The following is an 11,559-nucleotide window of genomic DNA, read 5'->3' as shown; positions in this document are numbered from 1 at the left end:
CGACATGGCGCTTCTGGACCTCCAGGGCCTGGAGATGGCTCCGGCCGACCGCACGGGTGGCGGTAGCCGGGCGAGCCTGCTGCTCTGCGGCGACAGCTCGCTCTCCGTCACGACCTGCAACTGACCCGCCGCACAAGCGCAGCCCTGGGTGGGCAGACGTGCCCACCCAGGGCAACCGCGTACCACCGGGAGGGCCGATGCCGACGTTCGCCTCGGGGGATCGACTGCTCCGGCGGACGGCCCGGAGCGGCGGCGGCTGGACCGGCGCGCTCGCGGCGGTCGCGCTGCTCGGCGCGGCCGCCGAACTGGTGCTACCCGCGGTCCTCGGCCGCGCCGTCGACGCCGCCCTCGGCGGGGGCTCCGGCTGGTGGGCGGTGACCGCCGGTGGCCTGGTCGTCGTCCTCATCGCCGTCGACACCCTCACGGACCTGGCCAGCGGATTCGGCGCGGCGCGCGCCACCGCCGGGCTACGCCGGCACCTGCTGCGGCACGTGTTCGCGTTGGACGTCCGCGCCACCCGCCGCCACCCGGTGGGTGATCTCGTCGGCCGGTTGGTCGGCCAGGCCGCCGACGCGGGGCAGGCCGGGAACGCCATGGTGCTGGCCGTCGTGGCGGTGCTTCCGCCGCTCGGCAGCGTCGTCGCGCTCGCCATGCTGGAACCGGTCCTCGGGATCACCCTGCTCGCCGGTCTCGTGCTGCTCGCCGTCCTCATGCGCGCCTTCGTGACCGACGCCTCGGCCGCGACCGCCGGGTACCAACGGGTCCTCGGCACCATGGCCGGCCGACTGCTGGAGTCGCTGGGCGGTGCCCGGACCATCGCCGCAGCCGCCACCACCCGCCGCGAGGAGGACCGGGTGCTCGCGGCCCTGCCGGAGCTGGGCCGGCACGGCCGGCGCGGGTGGGACCTGCTGGCTCGGGCCGGTGCGCGTACCTCCGCCGTGGCGCCGCTGCTGCACCTGAGCGTCGTCGCGGTCGGCGGGTACGCCCTGACCGCCGGCTGGCTCACCCCGGGTGAACTGGTCGCCGCCGTCCGGTACGCGGCCATGGGCGCCGGGCTCGGTGGAGTGCTCGCCACACTGAACCACCTGGTGCGCAGCCGTGCGGGGGCACACCGGGTCGCCGAACTGCTGCGACAGCCGGTCGCGCCGGCCGGCGACCGGCCCCTTCCGCCCGGCGGCGGCACCCTGCGACTGCGCGGGGTGCGCGTGTACGCCGACGACGGCCGACCCATCCTGGACGGCATCGACCTGGACGTGCCGGCCGGCGCGACGGTGGCTGTCGTCGGAGCGTCAGGTGCCGGCAAGTCGACCCTGGCCGCCGTGGCGGGACGGCTGCACGACCCCGACGACGGCGAGGTGCGGCTCGACGGGGTGCCGCTGCGCGACCTCGACCTGTCGGCGCTGCGCCGAGCCGTCGGCTACGCCTTCGACCGGCCGGTGCTCGTCGGCGCGACGGTCCACGACGCGATCGGGTTGGCGCTGCCCGCCGACTCGGCGCCGCCCCCCGACCGGAGCCCGGCCACACCGGCGGTCCGCCAGGCGGCCCACCTCGCCGCGGTCGCCGACGTGATCGACAGGCTGCCCGACGGTTACCGCACCCCGCTCGTGGACGCGCCGCTCTCCGGCGGCGAGGCCCAACGCCTCGGCCTGGCCCGGGCGTTCGCCGCCGAGCGACTGCTCATCCTGGACGACGCGACGTCCAGCCTGGACACCGCCACCGAACACCGGATCACCGAGGCGGTGACCGGGTGGGTCGGCTCGCGTACCCGACTGGTGGTCACCCACCGGCCGGCGGTGGCCGCGGCGGCCGACCTCGTCGCCTGGCTGGACGGCGGTCGGCTGCGCGGACTGGCGCCGCACCGGCGGCTCTGGGCCGACTCGGACTACCGGGCTGTCTTCCAGCCGCCCGGCGGTGGCTCGTGAGCCGACCCGGCGTACGGCGGGTGACCTGGCATGCGCTGCGGGCCCGCCGGCGCGATCTGGCCGGGCTCTGCGGCTGGTCGCTCGTCGAGGCGCTGCCCGCCCTGCTCGCCGGCCTCCTGGTCGCCCGCGCCATCGACGAGGGCTTCCTGGCCGGACGTCTCCTCGACGGCCTGGTGTGGTTGGCGGTCCTCGCCGTGGCCGTGCTTGTCGGCGCGGCGGCGACCGGTCGGACGTACCGGTGCCTCGGCGCCGTGGTCGAGCCGTTCCGCGACGAGGTGGCCGCCCAGGTGGTCCGGGGATCGTTGCGCGACGCCACCCGGGCGGGTGGTCACCCGGACAGCGCCGCCGTCACCCGGCTGACCCACCAGATGGAGATCGTCCGCGACACCTTCGCCGGTCTGCTGATGGTGACCCGCGGCTTCCTCTTCTCCGCCGGCGCGGCCCTGCTCGGACTCCTCGCCCTGGCGCCGGTGGTCGCGGTGCTGGCCGCCGCGCCGATGGTCGCCGGCCTGGCCGTGTTCCTCGCCGCGCTGCCGGCGATGGCCGCGCACCAGCGCGCGTACGTCCGCGCTGGCGAGCAACTCGGCCAGTCGGCCGCGACGGCGCTCGCCGGTCACCGCGACGTGCTGGCCTGTGGTGCCCAGGCACGGGTGACGGCCGACGTGGAACACCTGGTGTCGGCGCAGGCCGCCGCCGAACGCACCCTCGCCCGGATGGCCGCGATCCGCAGCCTCAGCCTCGGCATCGGCGGCTGGTTGCCGCTCGTGGTGCTGCTGGCGGCTGCTCCGTGGCTGGTCGAGCGGGGGTTGACCGCCGGCGCGGTGGTGGGCGCGCTGATCTACGTCTCCACCGGGCTGCAACCCGCCCTGCACACCCTCGTGCAGGGCCTCGGCGGTGGCGGGCTGCGGTACGTGGTCACCCTGGAGAACATCCTGCGCGCCGGTCCGGTCTCCGCCGGCCCCCGTCGGTCCGACCCCGCCACCCCGCCACCCCGCCCGTCGTCACGTCCGGTCGGCCGCTCGCCGGCCGTCGAGGTCCGGGGGCTGACCTTCGGCTACGGCCCGCGCGCCCGGCCCGTCCTGCGGAACTTCTCGCTGACGGTGGCCGACGGGGAGCACCTCGCCGTGGTGGGACCGAGCGGCGTCGGCAAGTCCACACTTGCCGCCCTGGTGGCGGGACTGGTGCCGCCGCAGACCGGCACTGTCCACCTGGCCGGCGCGCCGGTCACCGACGCCGAGCCGGAGATGCTGGCCGGGATGCGGGTGCTGGTGCCCCAGGAGGCGTACGTCTTCACCGGCAGTCTCGCCGACAACCTCCGCTACCTGCGGCCGGACGTCGACGACCAGACGCTGGAGGTCGCCCTCGACGCCCTCGGCGCCCGCCCGCTGGCGACCCGCCTGGGCGGGCTGGGCGGGCCGGTCGCGCCGGCCGTGCTCTCCGCCGGGGAACGGCAGCTCATCGCGGCGGTCCGGGCCTGGCTGGCACCCGCCCCGCTGGTGATCCTCGACGAGGCGACCGGTCACCTGGACCCGGCGCTGGAGGCGACGGTCGAGAGTGCCTTCGCCCGGCGGCCCGGCACCCTCGTGGTGATCGCGCACCGGATCAGTTCCGCGCTGCGGGCCGACCAGGTGCTGGTCCTCGACGGCGACGAGCCCGTGCTCGGGACGCACCGGGAGCTGATGGCCCGCTCGGCCACCTACCGGGCGCTCGTCGGCTGCTGGGACGACCACGTGCTGCCGCCCCGGACGGCACCGGCGCGGCGAGGCTGAAGCGCAGGCTCAAGCCGACCGCACCGGTCAGATCCAGCCCGCCTCGCCGGCCATCCGCACGGCCTCCACCCGGGTACGCGCGCCCACCTTGCGGGCGATCCGACCGAGATGGTTACGGACGGTGCCACGGGTGAGCCCGAGCGACGCGGCCACCTCCGCGACCGGCGCCCCCGCCGCCGTCAGCTTCAACACCTCGGTCTCGCGGCTGGTCAGCGGGCCGTCCGAGCGCAACGCCGCGACGACGAGATCAGCATCGACCACCGGCTCCCGGCGGGCGAGCCGGCGGATCCCGTCGATGACCCGCTGCGGGGCGGCGTCACTGCGCAGGATGCCGACCGTCCGGGTCGGGCAGAACATGCCGCGCAACCGCCGGGCCCGCTGTGGGTGGGCAAGCACCAGGACGGGGCACCGGCCGAGTCGGCTCGGCTCGACCGCCTCGACGACGTCGAGGTCGGCCACCACCACGTCGGGGCGTTGGGCGCGGACGGCCGCGGAGACCGCGTCGCCCCGGTCGACCTTCGCGACGACATGGATGTCGTCCTCGGCGGCGAGGACGAACGACAGCGCGCCCAGCACCAGGGCACCGTCCAAAGCGAGCAGGGTACGGATCACGACGAACCTTCCCGCACTCCGATAGTGATCACTCAACGTCAATATTCAAACACGCATCCGGCAGGTCCGCACGGCGAGGGGGACGGGTCCGGACCTCTCCACCGGACCCGCCCGCACCGCTACAACCAGCCGTTACACCGCGCGCGCCACACCGCTTCCAACCGGTTGCGCGCCCCCGTCTTGCGCAGGATCACCGACAGGTGGTTGCGCACCGTTCCGTGTGCCAGGTAGAGGCGGGCCGCGATCTCCTTCAGGGGCAGCCCCTCGGCGGCCATCCGCAGCACGTCCATCTCCCGAGGTGTCAACGGGATCTCCGGTGGGCTCAGCACCGCCACCGCCGCGGCCGGGTCGATCGCCCGTTCCCCGGCCGCCAGCGCACGGATCGCCCGCACCAGCTCTGCCAGGGAGCTGTCCTTCCCGACCAGGCCGCGCGCGCCAGCCGCCAGCGCCGCCTCCACAAGCGTCGGACTCCACCGGGGGCTCATCGCCAGCACAGCGGCGTGCGGCACGTCGGCGCTGATCCGTGCCACCACCTCCACCGGGTCGGGCGACTCCGGCGTCAGCGCCAGCACCACCACCTCGGGTTGGCACCGCCGCACCACTGTCAACAGCTCGCCGACGCCATCGACGTCGGCCACCACCTTCATGTCCTCCTCACCTGACAGCGCGGCGCAGAGCGCACCGCGCAGCAAACCCATGTCCTCGGCGACGACAACGTGGATCACCACGTTTCTCCGATCTCAGGTACGCGTCACACCGGCCACCGATCCCGGAACATCCACGGGTTGGTCAGGGCGGTCGTGCGCGACGGACGGATAGGCATGGCCCGGGGCACCGTCACGGCGGACGGGCGCGGGCACTGGTCGACCAGACCGGCGGGTGCGATGGCCGTGTCGGTCAGCCACCCGGGGTCGGTCGACCCGCCTCAGCCGGGGCGGGCGATCGGAGCGGGAGCGCGGCTCGCGACGAGAGGCGGCACGAGGTCGCGGAATCGCCCGGCGCGAAGGTGAGCCTGCCGGTCGTCAGCCCGGACCAGTCCCGGCCCGGGCGGCGATCCGTCGTCGGCGCCGGCGGCGTCCTGGTCGGCGGGCGTGACGGGTCGGCCCGGAAGGCTGGCCTGGGCGGTCACCGGATCCGGGCGCGCGGCGAGATGTCTCGTCGAGGCCCTGGCGCACGCGGGCCCGGCGACGGACAGCCACGGTGGCGCGGCTGTCGCCGCCGCCGCGGCACGTATCGGGGCCGACGCCGGTTCCGCCGGTCCCGCTGACGGCGTCGGTACCGTCGGCGCGGGTGTCGGGTCGGCCGGCGGCACGGCGGCCGGCACGAGCGCTGGGGGAGTGGGCGGTGCAGGTGCCGCCGGAACGACCACCGCGTGGACAGCGTGCGCCGGAACGGCGCCGGTGACCTGACGCAGCGCCACGACCAAAGGCCGGATGGGCAGTGCGCTCACGATGTCGGCGACGTGCGGTAGCGAGGCGCTCACGATGTCCGCGACGTGCGGCAGTGGGGCGTTCACGGTGTCGACGATGTGCGGCAGCGGGGCGTTCACGATGTCCGCGACGTGCGGCAGTGGGGCGCTCACGGTGTCGACGACGTGCGGTAGCGGGGCGGTGATCAGGTCTGCTGCAGGCGTACCGGCCGGTCTGGGCATCGCGGGCCGGCCGGGTACGGCGCGCGCCGCCTGGCGTGCGGGATCAGCGGGTGGTCGCGACGCCTGAACTCGGCGGGCCGGGCGATGAGCCGCGCGGGCTGCGGAGGCTGACCGGAGGCTTTCGCGCCCCGCCGCGCCGGGGGTGTCGACCCGGGGCAGCCGCACGGACACCGGCGGCGTGCCCGCCGACCGTGGCGACCTCGGCGCGGGCGTCGCGTCGCGGGGGGCGACGACGCCACCGACGGCCCTGGTCAGCGGGGCGTCGGGGTTGCCGGCGCGGCGGTGGTCGGCACCCGTGGCCCGCTGGCGGTCACGGTCGGGGCGTGCCGCCTCCGTGAGCCGCGTGACCGGCTCGACCAGGCCGCCGATCTCCAGCTGGGGCTCGGCACCGGAGCCGCTGCGCATCCCGTCGGCGGCGGCCGGACCCTGGAACAGGGCGGCCAGGAGGAAGCCGGCTCCGACGGCGGCCGCGAGCAGCACCATCCGGCGGACGAGCCTGCGCAGTCGGTCGGCCGCAGGCGGCGCGGACGGGCTTGACGCGGACGTCGGTGCGGTTCCGTTGACGGGACTTCGCACGCGGCCACGACCCCCTTCCCTCTGGATTGCTGACCCATAGTAGCGACGCACTCACGTATTCGCATCCGCTGAATTGTGGTTCCGCACCGTGCCCCGCCTCGGGGCCGAGCTGAGCGTGTGGACACGGCCGCGCCTCGCTCGGCTGCGGGAGGGAAGCCCCCGGAGGAGGGAGGCGTCGTCGGGCCGGCGCGACGAGGGTGCTGGTATGCCCGCCTGCAGAGATCCGCGTTGGGCGTACGGCGCCCTCGCCTGGTTGATCTTCTTTGTGGTGTCCCACGTGTTCCTGGTGTTCTTTCCGGGTGACGATCCGACCGGTGACGGACCCTGGAGTATGCGGGCCTACGTGATCTTCAACGTCGTGCTCATCTCGGTGTCGGCCGTCGGGGCGGTCGTCGTCCACGCCACCGTCCGTCCCTGGGCTCGACGCCTTCCCCGCTGGTTACTCCTGCCGCCGCTCCTGTGTGGCAGCATCCTGCTCGTGATCCGGGGCGTTCCCGGGATGGCCGAGAACCTGCTGATGGTTACCGGCGTCCGTCGCGGCGGCTTCGTCGGCGCCGACGACATCTCGACGACCGAGTTCTGGACCGGCCTCGGCATCAACACCTACTTCTTCCTGGGGGCCGTGCTCCTGGTGGGGGCAACCGTCTCCTACGGCCGCCGGACGCCCGGATCCCGCGTGCGTTCGCTGTCGGACCGTCCCGCCGGTACGCTGCATCGGCGACCTCAGCCACCTCCTCGCGCACGGTGAGAGCGGCGACGCACCATCGAGCATTCCCGTAACCGCAGACGAGAGGCGGACCACGACGTGACGGCGGTACCAGGCCAGCTGCGCTCGACCGCCGATCCGGCGGGCGCCGGGCAGGGAGGGGCGGACGAGGATCTGCGGGCGTTGTTCGGGCAGTCCACCGCCGTCTTCGCCTCACTGGCCGGGCCGGAGCATCTGGTGGAGACGGCGAACCCGGCGTTCTTCGCCACCATCGGCGAAGACCGGGCTCGCACCGGGGTCGCCCTGGCGGACCTGATGCCCGAGTTGGCTGGCCAGGGCTTCATCGCTCTGCTGGACCAGGTCTACCGCACGGGTGAGCCCTACACCGGCAGCGACGTCCGGATCCTGCTGGGCACCGGCCCGCAGGCGCGGGAGGCGTTCTTCGACTTCACCTACGAGCCGCGCCGGGACGTCGCCGGTCAGGTCTCCGGGATCCGGGTGCTCGGCGTGGAGACGACCCAGGTCAAGCAGGCCCAACGGCTGATGGCCGAACACCGCGCCCTGTTGGAGCAGATCGCCCGTCAGGCACCCCTGACCGAGGTGCTCGACGGGATGGCCCGCTGCATCGAGAATCTCGCACCGCAGGAAGTGTTCGTCTCCGTCCTCCTCGCCGATGCCGACGGCCGGCACCTGCGCCACGGCGCCGCACCCAGCCTGCCCGACTTCTACAACGAGGCCATCGACGGGATCGCCACCGGCGAAGGTGTCGGGTCTTGTGGCACCGCCGCCCACCGCCGGCAGCCGGTGATCGTCACCGACATCGGCACCGACCCGTTCTGGGACGACTTCCGGCACCTGGCCGAGCAGGCTGGCCTGTCGGCCTGCTGGTCCACGCCGATCCTGGCCCGCGACGGCGGCCTCCTGGGCACCTTCGCCATGTACCACCGCACCCCGCGCGCCCCGCAGGACTCCGACCTCGCCCTTGCCCGGGTCTTCGCCGGCACCGCCGCCCTGGCCATCGAGTGTCACCACAGCGAGCAGGCGCGCCGAGCCGCCGAAGCACGCGCCAGGTCCGCCCATGACGAGCTGGCCAAGGTGGTACGCGTGGAACGGGAGCTGCGCGCCGAGGCCGAGCAGCGCGCGAGTGTCGCCGCGGAACTCGCCGCCCGGATGCGCGCCGCGGCGGCCGCGCAGGCCGCCATGCCGCACCCGGAGCACTGCGAGCTCGGTGGCGCCCTGGGATGCACCGCCCCGGCCGAGATCAAGATCGCCGACTCGTGGGGCGACGCGGCGTGGGGCTGCTCCGCCCACGTCGAGGAAGCCATCCTCAACGTACGGTCGGTCTTCATCGCCAGCGAAGAGCTCGGCGGCCTGGCCGCGTACCTCAAGCGCTAGGGCCTGTGTCAAGAGGAGTTGGGGACGCGGCCGACGCCGTCGGTCACCGCGTGACCGGGGTAGTGTCCGCGTCGTGCTGCGGCGGTGGATCCTGGCGATCGTGATGGTGGCGTGCGGCGTGCTGGTCCTGGTGACGCAACTGGCCGCCGGTCTGCCCGCCGTCGGCGGCGTCGAGTTGGTGGTCTTCCTGGCGCTGGCATTCGTGCTGTCGCCGTGGGCGTTCCCCCGCTCGGTGGACGCCGCCGAGGCGCAACGGGCCAGCGCGGCGGACGGGCGGCCGATCGTGTACTGGCGCCCCGGGTGTCGTTACTGCCTTCAGCTCCGGTTCGCGCTCGGCCGGCTCGCCGGGCGGGCGCACTGGGTGGACATCTGGCAGGACCCGGCGGGTGCCGCCGCGGTCCGGGCGGTGGCCGGTGGCAACGAGACGGTGCCCACCGTCGTGCTCGGCGGTCGGGCCGTGGTGAACCCCGACCGGGCCTGGCTCCGCGAGCAGCTCCACTCGGGCTGAGCAGGACCGCGGGGCGACGGACCCGTGTCACGCCGTGCCGCGCCACACCGCGCCCCGCCGCGGCTGACCGGTCGTCGCGGCGACGGGGGAGCACGGGTGGCCGGTTACGGCAAAGCTGCCCGGAACCAGCTCGGGTGCCGGCACGATGAGATGGATTCGCTGGGTGGCACGGTGAGCGGGGGTCGGCCATGAACGACGGATTGGTGACCAGGCGGAGTGCCCACGACGTCGCGGAGACGGTCTCGGCGCTGCGGGCCGAGGCGGAACGCCTGGGCGCGGCGGTGGCGGCGGTGGTCGACCACGCGGCGGCCGCTCGCAAGGCCGGGCTGAGCATGCCCGAGACGCAGGTCATCATCTTCGGCAACCCGCAGGCGGGCACGCCGCTCATGCAGGCCCGTCCCGAGATCGCCATCGACCTGCCGATGCGACTCATGGTGCGCGACGACGGCCAGCCCGGCTCGCTGATCACCTGGCAGGACCCCGCGTACCTCGCCCGGCGTTACGGACTGGGCGAGGACCAGCTCGCGCCCCTGAACGCCCCGGCAAAGATCGCCTTGGCGGTCGAGGGCCGCTGAGCAGGGCCGCGGCGCAGCCGCTCCAGCGCCGCGTACGGTGAGCGCTGCCGTGGATCCACCCGTACGCGTCCCCGGCCGGGCTGCCTGTCGACATCAACGCTGTTGACTTCCTCGATACCCTGCAGGGGCCGCTCGGGGAGAGGTCGTTGATGTTGAAGGACGTCACGTCGATACGTGTGGTCGCCTATTTTCCGTGCCAGCTGTCGGCGGAGGCCGCGTCCTGGCGTGCCGAATCGACCCGGTGGAGTGTCACCGACGGGCTCACCGACCTGGCGTTGCAGCCCTATGGTCAACGGCTGCTCGACGAGCTGCTGGGCAGCATGCCACGGCCGACCATGGAGATCAGCGGTGGCGCGGAGGTGCTGCGGACGCCCGGGGACGAGGAGATCGAGGCCAGCCTGCTGCCCAGCACCGTCGCCGGTGCGTGGCGGGTGATCTCCGCCCGGATCAGTCTCTGGAACGTCGACTGCGGTCTCCTGTGCGTCACCTACCAGCTGCCGGACGGCATCGTCGACGGCACCGGCGACGATGTGGTCGCCGAGGTCGCCCCGGCGGTCCAGCGGATGCTGCCCGCGGTGACCCGGTTGTTACGCGCCGTCCTGCCGCCGGTCGGCGAGGACGAGATGTTCGTCCTCTGGGGCAACACCACATTCGCCGTCCAGGTGGACCCGGAGTGCGTTCCGGCACGACGGCGCGCCATCGCTGAGCAGTTGACCCCGGACGGTGTCGACTGCACGCCCGACGGCGCCCGGGATGCCGTGTTGCGGGTCGGCTCGCACACCACAGCCGTGGTCACCGACTTCGGGTCCCGTCCGGCGCTGCTGCTGTCGCGGTTGACCGGGGTGCAGCACGTCTGCTGGGCCGCGGCGCTGCGATACGACGCGGTGCTGTCGGCGGAGCTGTCCCAGATCGAGCCGGGACGCGCCGGCCTGTCCCTGAACGCGCTCGAAGAACAGTCCGCACGCATCCTCACCGGCTATCACCGGATCCGCCTGTTCCGGCTCGGCTACTCGTCGGTGGAGGCGCACCTCGACGCGGATGCCGGAGCCGTCTGGAACGCCCTGGAGCGGCAGTGGAAGTTCCGGCTCGTCCTCACCACGCTGGACGAGCGGCTCGACTTCGTCCGTACGCTGCACCAGCAACTTGTCGGCCGGCTCCAGGACCGCCGTTCCCGTCTGCTCAACGAGCTCGTCCTGGCCTTCACCTTCCTCAACATCTTCGCCATCGTGCTGGCCGCCCTGACCTTCGTGGCGCTGCCGAGCCTCGATGTCGGGCTCGTGGCGTCGATGATCGGGTTGGTGCTGCTGCTGGCAAACCTGAGCGCGTACTTCGCCTTCCGGCGCCAGATCAACGACCCGGGTCGAAACCCGCGCGCGTCGTCGTCGGTGTCGACGCGGCCCTGACCGGCCGGCGATCGACTCCCGGCGGTGGGGCGACAGCAGTCCGGCAGGTGGCATCCGGCCCTGGTGGCGGTGGCTACCCGGCAGACTCCCGCGCCCGCGCTCGTGCCTGTTGGATCTCGGACGCATGATCGACCGCCCACTCGCCGAGGGCGATGACCAACGGGAGAAGTGAGTGGCCCAGGTCGGTGAGCGCGTACTCGACGCGATCCGGCAACTGTTGGCGGCTGATCAGCCCATCGGCCTCCAGTGTCCGCAGCGTGCGGGTGAGGATACGCCGGCTCAGCCCGTGGACGGTGCGATCGAGTTCGTTGAAACCGTACGGGCGTTCGTGGAGCACGGCGAGAAGGAGAACTGTCCACTTCTCACCCACGCGCCGCAGGACGTCGGTCGCCGTGCACGCCGCATGGTCGGCCAGCGTCACGGGTAGCGGTAGTACCGGTGA

At 73.7% G+C, this 11,559-nt stretch carries 12 protein-coding genes; 8 read left to right on the top strand and 4 right to left on the bottom strand.

From position 1 onward, the window contains the following. The first annotated feature begins 4 nt into the window (after positions 1-4). The 3 genes from ACGFH8_RS01270 to ACGFH8_RS01260 all read left to right on the top strand — a co-directional run bounded on the left by ACGFH8_RS01270 (position 5) and on the right by ACGFH8_RS01260 (position 3,691). Positions 5-124 (top strand): SapB/AmfS family lanthipeptide, encoded by a 120-nt coding sequence (locus ACGFH8_RS01270; RefSeq protein ID WP_013734295.1) that lies wholly within the window; start codon positions 5-7, stop codon positions 122-124. A gap of 73 nt (positions 125-197) precedes the next feature. Continuing rightward, positions 198-1,922, top strand: coding sequence for an ABC transporter ATP-binding protein (locus tag ACGFH8_RS01265; protein WP_393361581.1), 1,725 nt, complete (start codon positions 198-200; stop codon positions 1,920-1,922). After that, positions 1,919-3,691, top strand: coding sequence for an ATP-binding cassette domain-containing protein (locus ACGFH8_RS01260; RefSeq protein WP_393361578.1), 1,773 nt, complete (start codon positions 1,919-1,921; stop codon positions 3,689-3,691). Before ACGFH8_RS01265 ends, ACGFH8_RS01260 begins: the two co-directional genes overlap by 4 nt. A 27-nt stretch (positions 3,692-3,718) precedes the next feature. Here ACGFH8_RS01260 and ACGFH8_RS01255 read toward each other — a convergent pair whose 3' ends face one another. The 3 genes from ACGFH8_RS01255 to ACGFH8_RS01245 all read right to left on the bottom strand — a co-directional run bounded on the left by ACGFH8_RS01255 (position 3,719) and on the right by ACGFH8_RS01245 (position 6,437). Continuing rightward, entirely contained in the window at positions 3,719-4,303 is a 585-nt protein-coding gene (locus ACGFH8_RS01255; protein ID WP_393361575.1) for a response regulator transcription factor, read from the bottom strand. Between the two features lie 119 nt (positions 4,304-4,422). Beyond that, positions 4,423-5,028: a response regulator transcription factor gene (locus ACGFH8_RS01250; protein ID WP_393361572.1), complete on the bottom strand. Its 606-nt coding sequence runs from the start codon at positions 5,026-5,028 to the stop codon at positions 4,423-4,425. 200 nt (positions 5,029-5,228) lie between these two features. Continuing rightward, positions 5,229-6,437, bottom strand: a complete 1,209-nt coding sequence (locus tag ACGFH8_RS01245) for a hypothetical protein (RefSeq protein ID WP_393361569.1) — start codon at positions 6,435-6,437, stop codon at positions 5,229-5,231. 298 nt (positions 6,438-6,735) lie between these two features. Between ACGFH8_RS01245 and ACGFH8_RS01240 the strand changes: the two genes are divergently transcribed. The 5 genes from ACGFH8_RS01240 (at position 6,736) to ACGFH8_RS01220 (ending at position 11,117) form a co-directional block, all read left to right on the top strand. Next, positions 6,736-7,278 (top strand): hypothetical protein, encoded by a 543-nt coding sequence (locus ACGFH8_RS01240; protein ID WP_393361566.1) that lies wholly within the window; start codon positions 6,736-6,738, stop codon positions 7,276-7,278. A gap of 57 nt (positions 7,279-7,335) precedes the next feature. Then, positions 7,336-8,631 (top strand): GAF domain-containing protein, encoded by a 1,296-nt coding sequence (locus tag ACGFH8_RS01235; RefSeq protein ID WP_393361563.1) that lies wholly within the window; start codon positions 7,336-7,338, stop codon positions 8,629-8,631. A 73-nt stretch (positions 8,632-8,704) separates the two neighbouring features. Next, entirely contained in the window at positions 8,705-9,139 is a 435-nt protein-coding gene (locus ACGFH8_RS01230) for a glutaredoxin domain-containing protein (RefSeq protein ID WP_393361560.1), read from the top strand. A 203-nt stretch (positions 9,140-9,342) separates the two neighbouring features. Then, a complete protein-coding gene (locus ACGFH8_RS01225; RefSeq protein WP_393361557.1) occupies positions 9,343-9,714 on the top strand; it encodes a DUF302 domain-containing protein in 372 nt (123 codons plus the stop codon). A 149-nt stretch (positions 9,715-9,863) separates the two neighbouring features. Further along, positions 9,864-11,117, top strand: a complete 1,254-nt coding sequence (locus tag ACGFH8_RS01220; RefSeq protein ID WP_393361554.1) for a hypothetical protein — start codon at positions 9,864-9,866, stop codon at positions 11,115-11,117. Positions 11,118-11,190: 73 nt separating this feature from the next. Here the strand turns inward: ACGFH8_RS01220 and ACGFH8_RS01215 are convergent, their stop codons facing one another. Next, positions 11,191-11,538, bottom strand: coding sequence for a winged helix-turn-helix transcriptional regulator (locus ACGFH8_RS01215; RefSeq protein WP_393361551.1), 348 nt, complete (start codon positions 11,536-11,538; stop codon positions 11,191-11,193). Positions 11,539-11,559: the final 21 nt, after the last annotated feature.

Origin of the sequence: Micromonospora sp. NPDC049175 (genome assembly GCF_043197345.1) — a bacterium.
GTDB lineage: Bacteria > Actinomycetota > Actinomycetes > Mycobacteriales > Micromonosporaceae > Micromonospora.
Note: the sequence above shows the minus strand (reverse complement) of the source record. Positions and strands in the feature narration are given on the sequence as shown.

Excerpts from the sequence above, each read along its gene's own strand:
- ACGFH8_RS01220 (WP_393361554.1), top strand. The coding sequence starts at position 9,864 with ATGTTGAAGGACGTCACGTCGATACGTGTGGTCGCCTATTTTCCGTGC.
- ACGFH8_RS01240 (WP_393361566.1), top strand. The coding sequence starts at position 6,736 with ATGCCCGCCTGCAGAGATCCGCGTTGGGCGTACGGCGCCCTCGCCTGG.
- ACGFH8_RS01270 (WP_013734295.1), top strand. The coding sequence starts at position 5 with ATGGCGCTTCTGGACCTCCAGGGCCTGGAGATGGCTCCGGCCGACCGC.
- ACGFH8_RS01245 (WP_393361569.1), bottom strand. The coding sequence starts at position 6,437 with ATGGTGCTGCTCGCGGCCGCCGTCGGAGCCGGCTTCCTCCTGGCCGCC.
- ACGFH8_RS01265 (WP_393361581.1), top strand. The coding sequence starts at position 198 with ATGCCGACGTTCGCCTCGGGGGATCGACTGCTCCGGCGGACGGCCCGG.